This window comes from Endozoicomonas sp. GU-1, from assembly GCF_027366395.1.
Lineage (GTDB): Bacteria > Pseudomonadota > Gammaproteobacteria > Pseudomonadales > Endozoicomonadaceae > Endozoicomonas.
This window is the reverse complement of sequence record NZ_CP114771.1, coordinates 373,608-392,393: the sequence shown is the minus strand read 5'-3', so window position 1 is coordinate 392,393 and position 18,786 is coordinate 373,608. Positions and strand designations below refer to the sequence as shown.

The window sequence follows — 18,786 nt, the reverse complement described above, 5'->3', positions numbered from 1 at the left end:
ACCAATTGCAAATAGCCGGTGACAATCAGGCCTGAAAAAGAGTTTATCATCATATTTTTGACCTATGCGTTAAAAGTCGCGGTTTTTATATTGTATGTATTGTTGCGAAACTTCTTTTAACGCTCCCTTCGTTGCTCCCTTATGCGCTCCCTTATGCGCGCCCTTTCCCGCGCTGCGAAAGCGGGATCATTCTGGTAGCGTTCCCTTCGGCGAGCCCTCTGGAGTGCCTTTTTTCGCTCGACGCCATTGGGGTCATTCTGGCAGCGCTCCCTTTCGCGTTCCTTTATGCGCTCCCTTTTGCGCCTGGCGAATGCAGGATCTTTGCTAAGTATCCTCAGGCGCTCCCTTTCGCGCGCTGCGTAAACGGGATCATTCTGGTAGCGTTCCCTTCGGCGAGCTCTCTGGCGTGCCTTTTTGCGCTCGACGCCATCGGGGTCATTCTGGCAGCGCTCCCTTTCACGTTCCCTGTCGCGCTCCCTTTTGCGCCTGGCGAATGCAGGATCTTTGCGAAGCATCCTCAGGCGCTCCCTTTCGCGCGCTGCGTAAACGGGATCATTCTGGTAGCGCGCCCTTCGGCGCGTCCTTCGACGTTCCTTTTCGAGCTCAGCGTATTCAGGGTCATTCTGGTTGTTGTTGACAACGGATGAGATTTGCGGGGTTGATTGATCTGTATCTGTCGGAGGCTGAATCAGAAAACACTGATTTTCAGGAATATCTGTGTGGGCATGATCATTATTTAACGATGCGATTCTGACTGGTAAGTAACATAGTTGATCTTCTTTATTAATATTATCAACGCTGGCTATCGACCTTTTTTCCAGCCGGGTATCATCAACTGGATTATGAAAAGGCACCGTCGATTGCTGAAGGCACTTTTTAGCAGTTTCAGCAGTACGCATAGCACATAGAATAACAGCAGCTTCTATGATGTCCCGGGAGAAGGCCGCACCTGATGCATGAGATTTGGAAAAAGGAACACCCTGCAAACAGGATAAATGATCAGAAGCTGCATTTAATTGCGCAAAGGTAGCAGGTCTTTCCATTGAATTACAGAATTGTTGAATTTACCTTAAGACCATTCTTTCTTATAAAAGTTCATCCCTGAAATACTCTGTCTAATATTTATTCAGTAGTGGGTTAAAAGCCTGTTCGGGCATGAATATCACCCCCTGAATACAGCTTGTTGATCAAAAGGCCAGCAACCATATAGTTAGTGCTTTTTTTACCTTGCTGGCCAATGAATCTGTGTTCTCAAGACCGGGAGACTGTCCGGGAACGATGATAGACTCACATGGCAAATCCGTCGATCAAGGCTACTTCATGCCAAAACACTTGAGGATAAAGGCATAGTTAAACGCTTCTTCATCAATCCACTCATAACGCTTGCTGGCACCCGCATGGCCTGCGTGCATATTCATGTTCAGCAGCAGCAGGTTATCATCGGTTTTCAGCGCCCTCAGACGTGCCACCATCTTGGCCGGTTCCCAGTAGGTGACCTGCTCATCGGATATCCCGGAATTAAACAGCATCGGAGGATAATCCCTGGCCTGCACATTGTCATAGGGCGAGTACTGCATAATGTAATCAAAGTCGTCGGCACTGGTGACCGGGTTGCCCCACTCTTCCCATTCCGGTGGCGTCAATGGCAGGGATGCATCACTGATGGTGTTAATAACATCAACAAAAGGCACATCGGCCACCACGCAACCAAACAGATCCGGACGCAGGTTGGTCACCGCTCCCATTAACAGGCCACCGGCACTGCCACCATTAATGGCAATCTGCCCTTTATCGGAATAACCCTGTTTGACCAGGTACTCCGTGGCATCAATAAAGTCATTGAAGGTATTCATCTTATGACGCATTTTGCCATTGAGATACCACTGATAGCCCTTTTCATCTCCGCCACGAATATGAGCCGTCGCATAGACGAAACCACGATCCACCAGGCTGAAAAGCTTAGAGGCAAAACCAGCGGTCATGCCATAACCGTAGGAACCATAACCGTAAACCAGGGCACGATGGGAGCCATCCTTTACCAGACCTTTGTTATGAATAATGGTGACCGGAATACGCTCACCGTCACGAGCGATAGCATACTCCCGCCTGACCTCATATTTTTCCGGGTCAAAGTTGGGCGTTTCACGGGTATAGACCGCTGTGGTTTGCACGGTCTTCAGATCCAACTCAAGAACGGTACTGGGCATAACCGGTGAAGAGTAATCCAGCCGGACGGTTGTGGCGTTATGATCCCAGTCACCGGAAAAATCCAGCTCATAGGCTTCATCAGGCATGGATACCCTCTGTCGGGTACCGGATACCATATCCTGTACCACCAGCTCATCCAGCGCTTTATCGTTATTTTTCTGCTCAATAATCAGGTAATGATGGTAGAAATGAATATCGGTAAGGCTGAGTGTGTTACTTTCCGCCTGAATCAGCTGCCAATGCTTCTGCTGCCACTGGTTTACCGATGTCTTATACAGCTGGAAGTTATTGGCACCATGAAGATTGGTGAGAATATAGAAGTCATCACTGTCGCCATCAAGATAGTGATCAAGGCTGAACACCACATCATCAGTACCATGGGCAAACAGACGGAAATCTATCGCCGCGCGGGGAGAAACATAAACCACCTGACTGGAACCGCTGTTGAGATACACCATAATGTATTCACGGTCTGTGGTTTCCGCCAGCGAAAGAAACATCCCGTCAAACTCATCAGGTTTGGAGAACACCAGCGCTTTCTTTTCCGGTCCCTGATGGATATTGATTTTATAGACATGTTTACCACGGGCCTGCTCATCACGCTCCACCACCAGAAGGTGCTCATCATCTATCCAGAGTATGGAGCCGGTACTGTTATGGTAGGTCCACTCACTGTCCTGCCCACTCGCCAGATTCCGAACCCGAATGCTTCGCTCCATGGAGCCGGTGAGATTATAACCATAAGCAAGAAAGGTATTTGCCCGGTTGGTGATGGACGGGCCAAACATATAGAGGTCCTTGCCATCCGCCTCCTGGTTAACGTCCATATAAACCACTTCCGGTAGATCCATCGAGCCATGACGACGACAGAGAATGGGATAGTTCTTCCCCTTCTCTTCCCGGTAATAATAGAGAAAATCGCCCTTTTTAACCGGCCAGGACTGATAGTCTTCTTTTATCCGGGACAGAATTTCCTGATAAAGCTGCTCCTGAACGACCTTGCTGTCTTTCATTTGGGCATCTTTATATTCACTTTCAGCGTTAAGATAGGCCAGCACCTCCGGGTTGTTAAAATCCAGATCGCCTGCCACAATCTTCTGCCAGTGCTCATCCCGCAACCAGTGGTATTCATCGATGCGGGTCTGGTCGTGCTGAATAATGGAGTGTGGAATTTTTTGAGCGACCGGTGCTTTCAAAGGGATTTCCTCAATCAGTAAACATTATAAAATATGATTGGATAATATCATTCAAAACCATGACAACACTTTCTCATTATCAACACATAATGACACAAAGCGATCATAGTTGATGACTTCAAACGGCGCAGACACCGCCACCCCGCGGGCCTTTGCATCAATATCCAGCACATACACAGGGCAGCCATCCGGCAGAGCAGTCAACCGGCTTGCCGGTGACAGCAGTTCATAAACAGCGTCTTCAATCAACAACACAGAATCGCCGCTGACAACAGCACGAACACAGAGTGCCATCGCCGGACCTGGCTTATTAACGGTATGCAGCGTACTCATCAGAAATTAAACACCCTGGAATGCTGTTGGATAAACAGGGGCAACTCACCCCCGGCAAGCACTGTCACCCCTGCCTGAAGCGCATCAGGACGGATACCCCGTTCCTCCAGAGACAGCTGATCCACATAAATGGTATCTATGCCATACAGAGGCAGCACCTGAAGCATGGCGGCAAGATTCTTACGGGGAATGTCACCGGCCTCCTGCCCTGGCAATAACTGATAGACCCCATCGCCCATCAGCAAAAGACTGGTCTCAATATCATAAGAAGCGGATACCAGCGCCGTATCAAGCGCCTCACGGGCCGACTGCCCACTGTAAGGAGCCCGGCTGGAAATAACACACACAGAATGACTCATCTCAGGCTCCAAAGGTGATCAGGCGATCGGCCATCAGTGCGCCATCAAGCAACTGCCCCAGACCGGAAAGCTCATACCCCTTGCGGAGATTATGACCCGGCAGTTCATAACGGTCAGATTCTGCCTGATTCACAATACCCCGCCTTAATGCCGCCGCAATACAAACCACGGCATCCAGATTATGCGCCTGGATAAACTGCTGCCACTCTTCAGGAAGGTTGGACTCATCCTGAGGTGGCTGGGCAATGGCGGTCGCCGTATTCACCCCATCCTGATAAAAAAACAACCGGACAATTTCATGCCCCCCGGCCACCACCGCCCGGGCAAAGTGCAATGCACTTTGTGGTGCCTGACTGTTGGCCGGAGCGCCATACACGGCCAGTGCAAACTTCATAATAATAACCTTGCGTTAACAGGAAAAAAGCCATCAAACAAAAAAAAAAGCCCCACCAAATGGCGGGGCCCGATAAAAGCAAAATCAGACATCAGTCGTCACTACTGGCACCCAGCAGGTGGAGGAGCGCAGTGAACAGGTTGTAAATATCCAGGTAAAGGGAGACAGTGGCCCGGATATAGTTAGTCTCACCACCGTGGATAATACGGCTGGTGTCAAACAGGATAAAACCGGACATCAGCAGCACAATCAGGGCAGACAGCGCCATGCTGGCAGCAGGGATATTAAAAAAGATCAGGGCAATACTGGCGACCACAGCGACAATCAGGCCAACCATCAGGAAGCCACCCATAAAGGAAAAATCTTTGCGCGTGGTCAACACATAGCCAGAGAGCGCAAAGAACACCACGGCAGTTCCACCCAGGGCCTGCATGATCAGTGACGGACCATTGGCCATACCCAGGTAATGGTTAAGCATTGGCCCCAGGGCAGCACCCAGCACACCGGTAAAGGCAAAAACAGCGACAATACCTTTGGCAGAATCAGCGGTCTTGTTAACCACGAACAGCAGGCCAAAACCAACCAGAGAGAGAACCAGCGCCGTCATCTGGCTGATCTGCAGAGCCATGGCAACGCCGGCGGTGACAGCACTGAATAGCAGAGTCATGCCCAGCAACATATAGGTATTGCGAAGAACCTTATTGATTTCAACGCCTGCACCCAGGCTGGTAGAAGCAGCGGTCATTACGGGTTTGCGATCCATCTTTGTCATTCCTCTATATAGATGTAATACCAGTCATTATATCAGACCAATTTACTGGGGCTATAGTTTTAACAATTCCTGACATTTTGCCTATCTGAATAGTATCTACTATTTTTCACATTTCCTGAGCTGGGAGCATAGAAAAAGATTACCGTTTATCAAGGCGTTGACAGAATTCTGATTTCAGGTACTATTCGTCTCGTCGCGGAGGGATGGCTGAGCGGTTGAAAGCACCGGTCTTGAAAACCGGCGAGGGTTAATAGCCCTTCCAGGGTTCGAATCCCTGTCCCTCCGCCATATCAGCACTCTTTTCATCATGCTTCGTGACAGAAAAATCATCCTTGGAGGGATGGCTGAGCGGTTGAAAGCACTGGTCTTGAAAACCAGCGAAGGTTAATAGCCTTCCCAGGGTTCGAATCCCTGTCCCTCCGCCAAATTGACGATTATAGCCTCGTGTTTTCACGGGGTATTTTCGTTTGTTCCGAGCATGGCACGTAATACCAATTGGTAGTACTCCAATACACATGGTGGTGAACCGGGAGAAGAGAAGGACGATACCCCCCCGAAAACAAGGGTAGCCTCAGGTGCCACTCGATTCAGAAACCGGAGCATCCTTGATCGCTGATCTGCCTGCAATTAATTGTTTAGAGAAAGAAGTATCCTCAACAAGGAAATCAGAAATTAATTCTCTGGCAGGCAAAGGTAAATTCTTTGACCATAATTCCTCATTTGAACTTAACTCTCCAACTCCATCAGCGGAAGGGGGAGAGAACATACAGATATGTTTAAAATTGGATTCTATCTTTTTGTACTCCCTGCTACCCTCCTTATAATCCATTCTCAACTGTAGCCTTGCCAGCTCCAGACCCATAGAAACAAGCACGGAATACAGTCTTTTATCCTCTGCACTAGGAGCCTGTCCGAGAATAGCCTGATTAGGTAAAATCAGGCACCCTCAGACTACTCAAAGCACCACTGAAACGGATGTCATCCCCAAAATTCAAAGACAGCCCTGCTGAATTTAATCAGCACCTCATGTTCCCCACGAACATTTTCGACCTGTTACCACCTGATCACGACTGCTTTGTGTTTGAGGATATCTTCAGACACATCGACACTTCAGAAGTAGAGAAGCAGTATCACCACCTTGGCCAGAATGCCTATCATCCACGACTGATCATATCGATCCTGATCTACGCATACAGCCATGGTGTTTTCAGCTCCAGAGAGATTGAACGACGCTGTAACCAGGATCTGGCTTTCATGTATATCGCCAAACAGCACTGCCCAAACTTCCGGGTACTGAGCGATTTCCGTAAAGACCAGTCTGTTTTCTTTCATAGCAGTTTCAAGCAGAGCGTGCTGCTCGCCCATGGCTTCCCTGGGTCACATTGCTCTGGATGGCTCCAAATTCAAAGCCAATACATCAAAGCACAAGGCCATGAGTTATGGGCGACTGAAAGCCAAAGAAGCAGAGCTAATGGCCGAGGTTGAAGCCCTGATAAAAAAGGCTGAAACCAGTGACAAAGAAGAAGATCAGGCATACCGGCAGGAGACCGGATACGGCATCCCGGAAGATCTGAAGTTCAAACAGGAACGGCTGGAAAAAATCCAGAAGGCCAAAAAAGCCCTTGAAGAACGAGAGTTGACACTGAATCCTGATAAACCAATAGACGACAAAAAACAAATCAGTTTTGCCGATCCCGATGCCCGGATAATGGGTAAGAACAGCACTGGTTATCAGTATTGTTATAACTCCCAGATCAGCGTTGACAGCGATCGTTAAAATTCTTATTCTCGGACAGGCACCTAGTCGTACCTTCATGGCGTTCTCTTTGGAAGGCTCAGCCTTGAAGGCTTTCAGATCATCATAAATCGCCCAGAGCCATGTCCGGCACCATTTCTGGGCACTGGCTTGTTGCTCATTGACAGGATGAACCTTGTACAGCAACCGCTCTGCATGTACCCAGCACTGGGCGTGTTTGAACACATTGAACTGTTGTGCGCCATCGCTGAAGGTTGTCAGATGCCCTAAGCCATGTTCTATCAAACTGGCATAGATCAAGGCTTCACTGGCTTGTTGCAGGCGTGTTTTTTGCCTGTCAGGCCATGCTCTTTCATGCAGGCCTTCCAGGCTTCATAACTCAGGAAAGTCACTCCAACGTATGGCTGGAGTACACGCAGCCACTTTTGGGGATATTTGAGTGTCCTCAGGTAGTCCAGGGCATTCCCTGTCATCGCGTACGTCCGAAAAGGCCGGTGCAGAAGGCTTAGAAAATTCTCCCGGCTTTTGCTACCTGTGGTGGCATACCAGGCAAACGACTCATTACAGATGATGGTGCAGTAACCATTTTGTCCTTGATGCCTTGCCCCTGTGTCGTCTGTCTGAATGTGGCTTGAGCAACGAAGGCCTGTGACCAGAATCTCATCCTTCTCACTTTGAAACTGCTCATTCCCTTTAGTGATCAGGTTGCTCAGTTCCCCCGGCGAGATGGAGAGGCCAATATCCCAGAGCCATTCCAGCAGCTGCGGTTGGGTAACACCACAACCGAAATACTGGTGAAGAATGTAGGCTTGCAATGTCGGGCCATAATGGTGCCCGTGCAAATTCGCTGGAGGCTTGGCAGTGACTGTTTTCCCGTCCGGTGTTATCCATTGATCAAGCAAATATTCGACACTGGTTGGCTTGATCACCAGATCTTGTACATAGAATGGGGTAGTGCCGTTCCAGGTAGATCCCGGAGGAACACCACAGGCCGGGACACGTATGCTCTTTTCAGGCGGTGGCTTTGTGGGTTGCTTGCGCTGATTACGAGTACTTTCATCCGGTTTGCTGACCTTATGTTTTGGGACATCATCCGGGTCAGCTTCATCACCTTGACCGGTTGCCGGTGGAGTACCGGGAGGGCCGTCTGAGTCATCAGGGGGCTTGGTATTTGGTTTGATGTCAGGCTTGGGAGGCAGCTTTTTAAGACGGCGGATTTCAGCCTCAAGGGCTTCAACTTTCTCCTGTAGCTGAGTGATCTGCTCTTGCTGCTGAACGCCTTGTGCCTGCAGCCTGGCAATCAACTCCTTCTGGAGAACGTTCTCTTTCTGGGACAGAGCCAATACTTTCTGGGACAAAGCCAGCGACTCCTTGAGCAATGTGTTGTGCTGCTGGAGCTGAGCAAGATAATCCAAGACTTTTTGGCCTGGATGGTCATGCTGGACATTGGTTGCAGGAAAAGGAAAATTCATGGTGTAAAAGGATAGGCCAGGGACGTGTATTTTGCTTTATGTCAGCACTTTCTGAGAACTTACGATTCAGTATCATCAACTGACGGCTGGTTGTTTTGACTGATGTTTTCGGTTCTGCTTTCCATAGCAGGAAGTGGCTTTATCGCTGCCTGTTCCCGGGGCATCTTATCAGTACCCGCCAGACAGCCGTTCAATGGCCCGCTTTGAGATTTGCCCCCATTTTCAGGATTTGTTGCAATAGAAACTGCAATCTCATTAAATTTCTGAGGGCAATGGCTTGCAGGGTCTGCATTAACAGTCCCGATTTTGAAACTGGATAATTGACTATCAGTAAGTGAACTGAACTGTGCTGATTGGCTCTCAGGATGTAATACAGGTTTATCTTCTACTTTCTGAAGTGCGCGCCCGTTGAATAAAGGATCAGGACCTGCAGACTCTTGATAACCGGGATCTTCCTCATCAAAGAGATATTTCAAAGGGCCATATTGACGTTGAGAAAAATCGCCTGGAAATATATTGAAATTACCCGTCCCGTTCATAAATATGCTCCAGATTTATTTTATTTATAATTATATGACCAATTTTAAAAACATTAGTTCATAAAAAAACCTCCCGCTTCTGAACAAAAGCAGGAGGTTCTGAGTTAAACTGCTGAACTTAAAGCGTATCCAGAGCTTCAAATGATTTAACCAGATCATCCAGAGCTTTCATCTGAGTCAGGAAGGACTCAAGCATGGACAGGCGCAGTGCTGAAGGGCCATCACAGCGGGCATTATCAGGATCAGGATGAGCCTCCAGGAACAGTCCTGCCAGGCCAACCGCCATACCGGCACGGGCCAGTTCAGTTACCTGGTGGCGGCGGCCACCGGAGGCAGCCCCCATTGGATCACGGCACTGCAGCGAATGAGTCACATCGAAGATAACCGGTGCACCGCCGCTCACCTGCTTCATGGTATGAAAGCCAAGCATATCAACCACCAGGTTGTCATAACCAAAGTTCACACCACGCTCACAGAGGATCAAACGGTCATTGCCCGCTTCACGAAATTTATCGGTAATATTCCCCATCTGGCCGGGGCTGAGAAACTGCGGCTTCTTGATGTTAATGACTGCACCGGTTTTGGCCATGGCTTCCACCAGGTCCGTCTGGCGGGCCAGAAACGCCGGCAACTGAATCACATCCACCACTTCCGCCACAGACTGGCACTGATGTGGTTCATGGACATCAGTAATCACCGGAAAACCAAAGGTCGCTTTCAGCTCCTGAAAAATCTTTAACCCTTCATCAATGCCCGGACCACGGTAGGAGGCGATTGACGAACGGTTAGCCTTATCAAAGGAAGCCTTGAAGATATAGGGAATACCGAGCTTTTCGGTAACCCGTACATACTCTTCCGCCACTTTCATGGCCAGGTCTCTTGATTCCAGCACGTTCATCCCGGCAAACAGGACAAACGGCAGGTCATTAGCGACCTGAATGCCATTGACATCAACAATTTTGCTTTTCACAAACGTTCCTTCAGGCGTTCCAGAAAAAAACCTGCAAAAGCAGGTATCAACGATTGGCTTCAGTGAGAAGCGTGCTTAAAAGCCTGCGCTGCATGAATAAAGGCAGAAAACAGACCATGGCCATCCCGGGGTGTTGAGGTAAATTCCGGGTGGAATTGACAGGCGACAAACCATGGATGGTCGGCAACCTCAACGATCTCCACCAGACTGTTGTCTTCTGAGCGACCGGCAATGACCAGACCCGCCTCTTCAAATGCCTCAACGTAATGGTTATTCACTTCATAACGGTGACGATGGCGCTCGGTAATAACATCCTGACCATAGGCCTCACGGGAGAGTGTACCGGCAACCAGGTTACAGTTCTGGGCACCCAGACGCATGGTGCCGCCCAGATCAGAACCTTCGTCACGCTTTTCAACCATACCGTCAGCGTCGATCCACTCAGTAATAAGACCAACCACCGGATGGGCCGCCTGACGATCAAATTCCGTACTGTTCGCCCCTGCCAGACCGGCAACATGGCGGGCGTACTCAATAACCGCCACCTGCATGCCAAGACAGATACCCAAAAAAGGAATCTTGTTCTCACGGGCATAGCGAACAGTCTGGATCTTGCCTTCCACACCACGGTGACCAAAGCCACCGGGCACCAGAATGGCAGACACCCCTTCCAGGGCAGATAGACCATCCTGCTCAATGGTTTCAGAGTCAATGTAACGAATATTGACCTTGGTACGGGTTTTCAGACCAGCATGCTTAATCGCCTCAATCAGCGACTTATAGGCATCCAGCAGTTCCATGTATTTGCCGACCATGGCGATGGTGATCTCTTCGGAGTAGTTAAACTCACGATCCACCACATCGTCCCACTCAGAGAGATCCGCTGGCTGGCAGCCCAGGTTGAAGCGATCCACAATAATCTGATCCAGACCCTGCTCGTGGAGCATCCGCGGAATTTTGTAAATGCTGTCCGCATCTTCCAGGGAGATAACCGCACGCTCTTCTACGTTGGTAAACAGGGCAATCTTGCGGCGGGCCGAGGCATCAATGTACTGTTCGCTGCGACATACCAGGATATCTGGCTGAAGGCCAATCGAACGCAGCTCTTTAACCGAGTGCTGGGTTGGTTTGGTCTTGGTCTCACCGGCGGTTTTGATGTAAGGCACCAGGGTCAGGTGCATCAGCATGGCACGTTGAAATCCGAGCTCTACCTTCAACTGACGAATGGCTTCCAGGAATGGCTGGGATTCAATATCACCCACAGTCCCACCCACTTCCACCAGGGCGATATCCGCATCGCCCGCACCATTAACTACCCGGCGCTTGATCTCGTCGGTGATGTGTGGAATAACCTGTACCGTACCACCGAGATAGTCGCCACGACGCTCTTTACGCAGAACATCCTGGTAAATCCGGCCAGAGGTAAAGTTGTTACCCTGCTTCATGGTGGTTCGGATAAAACGCTCGTAATGCCCCAGGTCCAGGTCAGTCTCGGCACCATCTTCGGTAACGAAAACCTCGCCATGCTGAAAAGGGCTCATGGTACCCGGATCGACGTTGATGTAAGGGTCCAACTTGAGCATCGTCACCTTGAGACCACGTGCCTCAAGAATGGCGGCGAGAGATGCCGATGCGATGCCTTTGCCTAACGAAGAAACAACACCGCCGGTGACGAAAATATAACGCGTCATGCTTACCTGCTGTGAAAATAATAAAAGCGGGGTGAAAAGAGAGTCTCAAGATGGGATATCAGGATACCAAAACCGGCAGTAAACGTAAAACCGTTATTACATCAATACAATACCCGCGCAACCAATGCCTTAACGAATGACGCGTGCCAATCACTCACTCGAATATCAGAACGACTGACACTCATTTTATTTTCGCCGGGGATAAAAAACCGACATTTCGTAGTCTAACAAGAACAAATTATTCTAGTTAGCTATCACAAACTCTCATAATTTCACTGAGGTTTATTTATGTCTCCTGATTCTGGAAACACTTTAAGGTACGTTACCAACGGAGCCACGGGCAACAATGGAGCCTGCGGTGCAAACGGTAATTTCGGCGGTTATCGCGGGCAGGATGGTGCTCCGGGAAAATGCGGCCAAAATGCTCACGCACTGAAGGTTGCAATAGTCTCCTACAATAACATCATTTTTGTTCAAGGGAACGAGACATCAAATGAGCTCAATATCTCCGACAGAACAGTAACAATCTCTGTTGAAGCCCGTGGTGGTGATGCTGGCAATGGCGGCAACGGCGGTGATGGGGGTAAAGGGGTAACCGGGCCCAAGGGGAAAAACGCCACCCGATATCGGTGGGGTCAAAACGGAGGTCAAGGCGGCACCGGAGGCAATGGTGGCGATGGCGCACGGGGTGGCGATGGTGGCAATGGCGGTAAAGTAACCCTCACAGTCGCACCTTCACAAACCGATTTGCTCATGCTTTTCAACACTCCTGACGTTCGCGGTGGTGCACACGGCCGGGGTGGAAAAGGCGGATATGGTGGCCCGGGAGGAGACGGAGGAAAAGGTGGGGAGTCACACCATTATGTCACTACTGAGACTTGCACCGACTCAAGCGGGAGGACTCAAACACGTTTCAAAACCCATTATCAACCGGGAGGATCTCAAGGCCCCCATGGTTTACCGGGTCAAGATGGACGTAACGCCCCTGATGGACGTTGCGGAAATGCTGGCAGTTTTCACATCGCTGAGGGTACCAGGCGGTATACCGGACCTTATGACCTGTCGGTTACTGCCTCCAGACTGTTGCTAAACCAGCCCGGTGACGATGTTTTTTCGAACCCGGCAAACAGGTCTCTGTTGACCTGTCAGTCACAAATACCGGTCACATGCCAACACCAGATCCACAACCCATCAGAATGGCCCTCGTGAATAATAAATGGGTCAGCTTCAACCCCCGCTCTGTTTTCAACCTCCCTTGCGCTATACCGCCTGGCCAGGCAGTTCACCCACAGCATCGCCTGGAATTTACCATTAAAAAACCTCAAACAATACCCACAGGGGAGCCGCTGTGTGAATCGGGGGTCGCCAACTTTAGCGCCACTGTTGGGCGGGTTGAGCGACAGTTCTCAAAAGTAGCCTCACAGCAAATAAGGTTTCCCATACGATATCCAGCGGATATCGATACGATAGAAGGGAGCAAGTCCATCAGCCGCAATCAAGAAGCCCTGCTGTCGGTAAAAGTGAATAATATTTCTTCGAAAGCCCTTGGTTTGCAGTGCAGGCAACAGCGGTTGCTCAAATTGAACTTTAAAGCAGATACCAATAATGACCAAACGAGAAACGCCTGTGTTACTTTTTACAACAGAGATGGCGTACCGTTCAGCTATAACCAGGGGCTCACGAAATCGATCAATGAACTTCCTGCCCATGGTCAGGACAGACTTTCAGGTTCGATCACCTTCCTCAATCCTGCACAACCCCTTTACACAAAAGTCACACTATTTGCAGAACTCGAACTGGGACGTTTGGATTGCCCGACAGATCACCAGCTGACGGAAGTGGTACAACGAAGAGTATTTGAAGTTCAGCTTGCCGAAGGTTACCAGTACGATCCTGATGCAGATTTTCTGTTAGTTACCAACGCCGACACTTCTTTGCCAGAATGGAATCAATGGAAAACCCTGGCCAATCGGCTTGGACTGACTTTTGCCACCTGGAACAGCTCGCTCAACAATGGGATAAGCCTGTTCCATGAGCTGCAATCCAGGGAAACCGAAGGGCATCCAGCTGTCGAAACCGACACTGCACCGTTGCCCGCGACCGGGGTACATGCAGATACCGGCGTCACGTTAGTTGATCACTTTAACGACAAAACCATTGTTTTTCTGAACAATGACGATACCTGTCTAAAATCCCTTCCGCCCTGCGATTTATTCCGATCTGCCAACAGCGGCGTCAGAAGCTACATCGTGGGGCCAGACGAAGTCAGGGAAGACCTGCTTTATCCAGAAAAAGACCTTGCTGCAAACCTCAGCGGACGCGCGCGGAAAACGGTAGTAGAGAACTACATCAGCACTATGAGATCATCCGAGGACAGACTGGTAAAAGCAGCAAAAAAACAGGCAAAAAAATTACGAAATAAGTGGCCTGAAAAAAGATTTACCGTCGTTTATAACTACGAAGATCTACCGCTACCAAGAAATCGCCTGCCCATTGTCGGAACGTACGGATTAAAAAAACATCAGATTGGTACACTGACCTCTGTTCTTTCGCCGACGAAACACATGATTACCAATCTATCCAAACAACCTGACGAAAGCGATCGCTCTGATTACGTCCTTCATCCAAGTAACGTCTACGGTTTACTAAAAAGTCTGCCCCTGCAGAAAAAAATTCAGCTGGTTCAAAACAACATCACAGAAGACCGTGAAGCCTTGAAAAAAGCCATACTCTCAGATCTCGTGGATGAACATAAAGCGTTCCGTCGATTAAAGTGGGCAGGCGGCATCGGTAAGAGCGAATTGAAGAAACGTTTAACCTGTTTACAACAAGTCGTCGATGCCAGCTACCCTGAGCCCGGAAGCAAAGAGCTGATACAAGAGATACTCATCGAATTTCGTGCTTTTTCTGCCCGAGTGCTCAGGGAAAAATGGTACCGCCCTCGCTATCGCCAACTCGTCAAAGTGATCCATAAAATGATCGACAGTTTCAAACAAAAAGAGGATATTGACCCGGCACACTGGCTGGAAAATTACCAAGCAAAGAAACAGAGTTTTGCCGGGACTCACCGATGGAATTTATGGCGTCAATATCAGGATTCTGACGTTTTTCCGATCCATCAAAATGCTCTCAATGACCCGAACCCTGTGATTGATTTTAACAAATTACAACATCCATACGATACGGTGTCCCGGGTTGCTGAAAATAGTCACTACTTTAGAGACCAGGGAGAACGTTTGCGGGCATTGGCAGCATTAGAGAACGGTAACTCAAACGACAATAACCGGTAAAACAAAGACGAATGGCTGTTACCAATGGAGAGCTAAACCATCACTCTCCATGCCATAATAGCCATCACACACCCAGAGACCGGGAGCAGCCACCATTTGGTCACCATCAAACACCAATGGCAAATATTCTCTCAGCCAGGGTGGCACTTTATAGTCCTGCAGCCATTTTTTCAGAGTTTTTCGACCTTGCCGCCCGGCAATGGCAAACTTTTCATCCCCTGATATGTGACAACGGCGTTTTAACAGTAATGGTTTTTGTGGCAGTCGGATGGCGCTATCACTGCGCTCCTGTTTAGCACTGCAGATCAGCGACCGGTCTCCCAACACCACGATTGGCTCTTTCTGCCAGTCCCATACCATGGGTTCAAATGCCTGCAAATGCACGTCTTCATCCAGCAACACCAGCATTTGTTGGTAGCGAGTCAGGGTAAAGCGCGGTGCCACTGTCAGCAGGGGCTCGGCGTCGATTCGAGCCTCAACCACTTCATCAAAGATCTGTTCAAGGGTGTCTCTGGAGGGCAGTTGTATGCCCTGCTGTTTCAGCCATTGGCGAACCACTCGACGCCGGGAACCGGCATCAAGGGATTGCAGCGTTGCCAGATTCATCAGCGGTTGCCGGTCAAGCAGCCATTGCGGGCGATAATCAATACACAGGGCCAACTGTTCGATTGTTTGCTGCTGCACGGTTTGATTCATCTGCGCCACATCCCGCACAAATTCGACCAATCGTTCCGACGCACCCGGCCAGCGCTCTTCCACCATGGGAATCAGTCGCTGACGGAGAAAGTTGCGGGAGAAGCGTTCATCCGTATTACTGTCATCTTCAATAAATCGGAGGTTATTTGTCCGGGCATAATCTTCAATGGATGCTCGGGCCACATTCAGTAAGGGCCGTAACAACAGCCCATTACCCAGGGACCTTTGTTCGGGAATCCCTGAACACCATCAACACCGGTCCCGCGGAATAACCTGAGCAGAACCGTCTCTGCCTGATCATCCCGATGATGCCCCTGCAACAGACAGCCGCCCTCTTCCACGGCATTGATAAATACCTGGTATCGCGCATCCCTGGCCGCCTGCTCCAGACCATAGCCGTCATTTTCCAGAGAAACTCTGGCGATGGTCAGCGGTATCTGCCACTGTTCACATACCGAGTGACAGTGCTCAGCCCACTGATCAGCGTAACGGCTCAAACCATGATGAACATGAACAGCACACACATCAGCGATATCTCCCTGATCACGCAGGCAGGCCAGCAAATGGAGTAAAACGGTGGAGTCAACACCGCCACTGAATGCCACCGTTACAGGACATTCAGAGACCGGTATCTGCAGGCTTGAAGATAGTTGATCAAGCACCCACTCAGGGCTGAGCGGGTGACAGGAAGTGATCTCTGCGCTGGTTTTTGCCATCGTTTTCGCAATCAAAGCGCCCCAAAATCCCTGATTTTCTGGTAACGATTTTCCAGCAGGGTATCGCTGTCCAGTGCCGAAAGCATGTTCAGCTGATCCACCAGTGTTGCTTGCAAACTGGCAGCCGCTGCTTCAGGATCCCGGTGTGCACCACCCAATGGCTCTGCCACCAGGGTATCCACCAGGCCCAGCTCCTGTAAACGCCCGGCAGTTACCCCCATGGCCTCTGCGGCGGTAGAAGCGTACTCGGCTTTTTTCCAGAGAATGGAGGCACAACCCTCAGGGGAAATAACAGAGTAAGTTGAATACCCCATCATCACCAGATGATCACAAACCCCAATGGCCAAGGCACCACCGGAACCACCCTCACCGATCACCGTGGAAATCACAGGCACTTTCAAGCGGGACATCACCGCCAGGTTGTAGGCAATCGCCTCACTCTGCCCACGTTCCTCGGCACCAATACCGGGGTATGCGCCCGGTGTATCAATAAAGGTCAGGATGGGCATCTTGAAACGTTCCGCCATTTCCATCAGCCGACAGGCTTTACGGTAACCTTCCGGTTTGGGCATACCGAAATTCCGGCGAACTTTTTCTTCGATCTCACGCCCCTTCTGATGACCAATCACCATCACCGGTCGACCATCCAGTCGGGCCATGCCACCCACAATGGAGGGGTCATCAGCAAAATGGCGATCGCCATGGAGTTCATCAAACTCGGTGAAAATATGGCGAATATAGTCCAGCGTGTAGGGCCTTCTGGGGTGCCGGGCCAGCTGGGCCACCTGCCAGGAAGAAAGGTTGCTGAAAATGGCATCCGTCAGACTGCGGCACTTATCCTGCAGTGTGGCAATCTCTTCAGTAATATTCAGCTCTGCATCGCTGCTGACCAGCCTAAGCTCTTCTATCTTGGCTTCCAGTTCAGCAATTGGCTGTTCAAAGTCCAGGTAATTCGGGTTCATGAAGTCCACTTATCATGGCCGGAGAGTAAATAGGGATCAAAATACGTAAACACCGCCGTAAAGTCGAGTTAAAAAGCGTAATTACCTGTAAACAGTTCAACAGCTGGTCGACCTGGAAGTCTGCAGAAAAGCAATACGAGAATGGGATGTCCCCTTTTGAAAAGCCGGAACCACTGCCTGTAGTGGACAATAAAGGAGGAACCTTCACCGTGGGTACATTTTGCGACCACAATATCCCCCCCCGGTAGCCAGCCGACCCGCAATGCCCGGAAGTTACAACGGGCATCGGGACAGGCAGGGCGGCAGTTAGCCCAGTCGCATCAGAATAAAGACATATCCCACTCCGCCATCTTCTCCCAATATGGGTCTGGGACTACCTGTGGCATTTCCATGGCTTCTGCCTGAAAACCCGGGACTTTCGGTTGATGCCCCATCTTTGCGCCAACAGCGTCAGACCATCCCAGCAGTGGCCTGATGCAATTGGCTATGTCGGTGCCCTTGCAAGCCAGCTCAAAAGCTGCCATTGCCTCGCCATAGGTGGTTCCGCAATAGAGGGAGAAATGGTCATCATGCTCCCCGGGCCCGGGTGTGAAATCATCATCCCCCAGGTAACGGATTTGCTGGCGAGCGGTATCCAGTGTAAATAGCCGATCACAAAGCTCAGGCTTCAATGCATGAAGGAAAAACCTGCCATTATCAAGTTGACCCGCATGGATTGAATAAGGGTCATACAACCCGGAAAAACTTCTTCCCCAATTCAGATGATATTCACCGGCATGATATTTTTTGAAAACAAACGCACCGGTAACCTCTTTCAGGGTATTTCCGAGTTCCGTGAAATCCACCTCGCCCAATGTCCCATCTGCACGCCGGAAGTAGGCTACCGGTGGGACAGGCGTTGATTCAGGGTTCTCGATTATTGGTTTTTCCATTTTCCGAAATATCAGATCAGCCGGGACTGTCTTCTCTTTGATGGTATCGGGGCATAGCTGATCATTTTTGGCTGACAGAATATCCGTCTCTGCCCGTATTTTGGCAATTGTCCTTTTTTGAAATTCAGCCGTATTGCCACCAGAAGTGGAACCAGGATCCTGTGTTATCGAGGCGGGAGCCCTGCTAACAACGGTAGTGGAGCGATCGTTAAACTTTCCCTGATCGGCTGTTTTTGTAGCCTCTTGGTTGGCTTCTTTCGGCAACATCGGTGAGCAAGCTTTAACAGGAGTCATAAAAATTCCTCTCATAAAAATTTCACCAAGTACATGACCATTTGCATTCAGGCAGTCCTTAAGCCCGGTGCAGTCTGCAACCAGGAAAACCGGTGAGTTTACCTGATCGAAAAGTCAGACCTCATACGCCAATGAAAGTTCTAAGAAAGTTGATTTTACTATTCCATCGAAAAAGGGAAACTGCACAAGACCCACAGCTTCCGTTT

The 18,786-nt window shown here is 49.8% G+C and carries 19 protein-coding genes, 2 tRNA genes and 1 pseudogene; 7 read left to right on the top strand and 15 right to left on the bottom strand.

All coding sequences use genetic code 11. The annotated features are described in order from the left end of the window. Positions 1-116: 116 nt before the first annotated feature. The 6 genes from O3276_RS01850 to O3276_RS01825 all read right to left on the bottom strand — a co-directional run bounded on the left by O3276_RS01850 (position 117) and on the right by O3276_RS01825 (position 5,253). Complete coding sequence (locus O3276_RS01850) at positions 117-1,043, bottom strand: hypothetical protein (RefSeq protein ID WP_269674102.1); 927 nt, start codon at positions 1,041-1,043, stop codon at positions 117-119. A gap of 270 nt (positions 1,044-1,313) precedes the next feature. Continuing rightward, positions 1,314-3,404 (bottom strand): S9 family peptidase, encoded by a 2,091-nt coding sequence (locus tag O3276_RS01845; RefSeq protein WP_269674101.1) that lies wholly within the window; start codon positions 3,402-3,404, stop codon positions 1,314-1,316. A gap of 51 nt (positions 3,405-3,455) precedes the next feature. Beyond that, entirely contained in the window at positions 3,456-3,737 is a 282-nt protein-coding gene (gene tusB, locus O3276_RS01840; protein WP_269674100.1) for a sulfurtransferase complex subunit TusB, read from the bottom strand. Further along, complete coding sequence (gene tusC / locus O3276_RS01835; protein WP_269674099.1) at positions 3,737-4,096, bottom strand: sulfurtransferase complex subunit TusC; 360 nt, start codon at positions 4,094-4,096, stop codon at positions 3,737-3,739. Before tusC ends, tusB begins: the two co-directional genes overlap by 1 nt. Before the next feature lies 1 nt (position 4,097). Then, a complete protein-coding gene (tusD, locus tag O3276_RS01830; protein ID WP_269674098.1) occupies positions 4,098-4,490 on the bottom strand; it encodes a sulfurtransferase complex subunit TusD in 393 nt (130 codons plus the stop codon). A 91-nt stretch (positions 4,491-4,581) separates the two neighbouring features. Further along, entirely contained in the window at positions 4,582-5,253 is a 672-nt protein-coding gene (locus tag O3276_RS01825; protein ID WP_209201278.1) for a Bax inhibitor-1/YccA family protein, read from the bottom strand. A 206-nt stretch (positions 5,254-5,459) separates the two neighbouring features. Here O3276_RS01825 and O3276_RS01820 point away from each other — a divergent pair. Further along, positions 5,460-5,550: transfer RNA gene (locus O3276_RS01820), tRNA-Ser, on the top strand. Positions 5,551-5,596: 46 nt separating this feature from the next. Further along, positions 5,597-5,687: transfer RNA gene (locus O3276_RS01815), tRNA-Ser, on the top strand. A 146-nt stretch (positions 5,688-5,833) separates the two neighbouring features. On the opposite strand, the gene O3276_RS01810 is transcribed toward O3276_RS01815, so the two are convergent. Next, on the bottom strand, positions 5,834-6,136 hold the full coding sequence (locus tag O3276_RS01810) for a hypothetical protein (RefSeq protein ID WP_269674097.1): 303 nt from the start codon (positions 6,134-6,136) through the stop codon (positions 5,834-5,836). A 101-nt stretch (positions 6,137-6,237) separates the two neighbouring features. Between O3276_RS01810 and O3276_RS25615 the strand changes: the two genes are divergently transcribed. After that, complete coding sequence (locus O3276_RS25615; RefSeq protein WP_442876556.1) at positions 6,238-6,747, top strand: transposase; 510 nt, start codon at positions 6,238-6,240, stop codon at positions 6,745-6,747. Further along, the gene (locus O3276_RS01800) at positions 6,734-7,039 is read left to right on the top strand and encodes a hypothetical protein (protein ID WP_442876555.1); all 306 of its coding nucleotides are present in this window, start codon (positions 6,734-6,736) and stop codon (positions 7,037-7,039) included. Before O3276_RS25615 ends, O3276_RS01800 begins: the two co-directional genes overlap by 14 nt. A 275-nt stretch (positions 7,040-7,314) precedes the next feature. Here O3276_RS01800 and O3276_RS01795 read toward each other — a convergent pair whose 3' ends face one another. The 4 genes from O3276_RS01795 to O3276_RS01780 all read right to left on the bottom strand — a co-directional run bounded on the left by O3276_RS01795 (position 7,315) and on the right by O3276_RS01780 (position 11,690). Beyond that, the gene (locus tag O3276_RS01795; protein ID WP_269674094.1) at positions 7,315-8,433 is read right to left on the bottom strand and encodes a transposase; all 1,119 of its coding nucleotides are present in this window, start codon (positions 8,431-8,433) and stop codon (positions 7,315-7,317) included. Between the two features lie 116 nt (positions 8,434-8,549). Beyond that, complete coding sequence (locus O3276_RS01790; protein WP_269674093.1) at positions 8,550-9,029, bottom strand: hypothetical protein; 480 nt, start codon at positions 9,027-9,029, stop codon at positions 8,550-8,552. A 118-nt stretch (positions 9,030-9,147) separates the two neighbouring features. Further along, positions 9,148-9,999, bottom strand: a complete 852-nt coding sequence (kdsA, locus tag O3276_RS01785) for a 3-deoxy-8-phosphooctulonate synthase (protein WP_269674092.1) — start codon at positions 9,997-9,999, stop codon at positions 9,148-9,150. Positions 10,000-10,058: 59 nt separating this feature from the next. Then, positions 10,059-11,690, bottom strand: a complete 1,632-nt coding sequence (locus O3276_RS01780; protein ID WP_269674091.1) for a CTP synthase — start codon at positions 11,688-11,690, stop codon at positions 10,059-10,061. A 288-nt stretch (positions 11,691-11,978) separates the two neighbouring features. On the opposite strand from O3276_RS01780, the gene O3276_RS01775 reads away from it, so the two are divergent. From O3276_RS01775 to O3276_RS01770, 3 genes and pseudogenes are all read left to right on the top strand, one after another. After that, positions 11,979-12,899: a hypothetical protein gene (locus O3276_RS01775; RefSeq protein ID WP_269674090.1), complete on the top strand. Its 921-nt coding sequence runs from the start codon at positions 11,979-11,981 to the stop codon at positions 12,897-12,899. After that, positions 12,857-13,078: pseudogene (locus O3276_RS25610) on the top strand (hypothetical protein); the annotation flags it as partial. The gene O3276_RS01775 and the pseudogene O3276_RS25610, both read left to right, overlap by 43 nt. Before the next feature lie 132 nt (positions 13,079-13,210). Beyond that, positions 13,211-14,980, top strand: a complete 1,770-nt coding sequence (locus O3276_RS01770; protein WP_269674089.1) for a hypothetical protein — start codon at positions 13,211-13,213, stop codon at positions 14,978-14,980. 18 nt (positions 14,981-14,998) lie between these two features. Here the strand turns inward: O3276_RS01770 and tilS (O3276_RS01765) are convergent, their stop codons facing one another. From tilS (O3276_RS01765) to O3276_RS01750, 4 genes are all read right to left on the bottom strand, one after another. After that, positions 14,999-15,880 carry a tRNA lysidine(34) synthetase TilS gene (tilS, locus tag O3276_RS01765; RefSeq protein ID WP_269674088.1) on the bottom strand — a complete coding sequence of 294 codons (882 nt, stop codon included), beginning with the start codon at positions 15,878-15,880 and terminating at the stop codon, positions 14,999-15,001. After that, positions 15,862-16,407: a tRNA lysidine(34) synthetase TilS gene (tilS, locus tag O3276_RS01760; protein ID WP_269674087.1), complete on the bottom strand. Its 546-nt coding sequence runs from the start codon at positions 16,405-16,407 to the stop codon at positions 15,862-15,864. Before tilS (O3276_RS01760) ends, tilS (O3276_RS01765) begins: the two co-directional genes overlap by 19 nt. Continuing rightward, positions 16,404-17,354: an acetyl-CoA carboxylase carboxyl transferase subunit alpha gene (accA, locus tag O3276_RS01755; RefSeq protein WP_101747059.1), complete on the bottom strand. Its 951-nt coding sequence runs from the start codon at positions 17,352-17,354 to the stop codon at positions 16,404-16,406. Before accA ends, tilS (O3276_RS01760) begins: the two co-directional genes overlap by 4 nt. 320 nt (positions 17,355-17,674) lie before the next feature. Beyond that, positions 17,675-18,580: a hypothetical protein gene (locus O3276_RS01750; protein ID WP_269674086.1), complete on the bottom strand. Its 906-nt coding sequence runs from the start codon at positions 18,578-18,580 to the stop codon at positions 17,675-17,677. Positions 18,581-18,786 lie beyond the last annotated feature (206 nt).

Coding starts and splice junctions, on each gene's coding strand:
- O3276_RS01850 (WP_269674102.1), bottom strand. CDS start 1,043: ATGGAAAGACCTGCTACCTTTGCGCAATTAAATGCAGCTTCTGATCAT.
- tusB (WP_269674100.1), bottom strand. CDS start 3,737: ATGAGTACGCTGCATACCGTTAATAAGCCAGGTCCGGCGATGGCACTC.
- tusC (WP_269674099.1), bottom strand. CDS start 4,096: ATGAGTCATTCTGTGTGTGTTATTTCCAGCCGGGCTCCTTACAGTGGG.
- tusD (WP_269674098.1), bottom strand. CDS start 4,490: ATGAAGTTTGCACTGGCCGTGTATGGCGCTCCGGCCAACAGTCAGGCA.
- O3276_RS01825 (WP_209201278.1), bottom strand. CDS start 5,253: ATGGATCGCAAACCCGTAATGACCGCTGCTTCTACCAGCCTGGGTGCA.
- O3276_RS25615 (WP_442876556.1), top strand. CDS start 6,238: ATGTCATCCCCAAAATTCAAAGACAGCCCTGCTGAATTTAATCAGCAC.
- O3276_RS01800 (WP_442876555.1), top strand. CDS start 6,734: ATGGCCGAGGTTGAAGCCCTGATAAAAAAGGCTGAAACCAGTGACAAA.
- O3276_RS01790 (WP_269674093.1), bottom strand. CDS start 9,029: ATGAACGGGACGGGTAATTTCAATATATTTCCAGGCGATTTTTCTCAA.
- O3276_RS01780 (WP_269674091.1), bottom strand. CDS start 11,690: ATGACGCGTTATATTTTCGTCACCGGCGGTGTTGTTTCTTCGTTAGGC.
- O3276_RS01775 (WP_269674090.1), top strand. CDS start 11,979: ATGTCTCCTGATTCTGGAAACACTTTAAGGTACGTTACCAACGGAGCC.
- accA (WP_101747059.1), bottom strand. CDS start 17,354: ATGAACCCGAATTACCTGGACTTTGAACAGCCAATTGCTGAACTGGAA.
- O3276_RS01750 (WP_269674086.1), bottom strand. CDS start 18,580: ATGACTCCTGTTAAAGCTTGCTCACCGATGTTGCCGAAAGAAGCCAAC.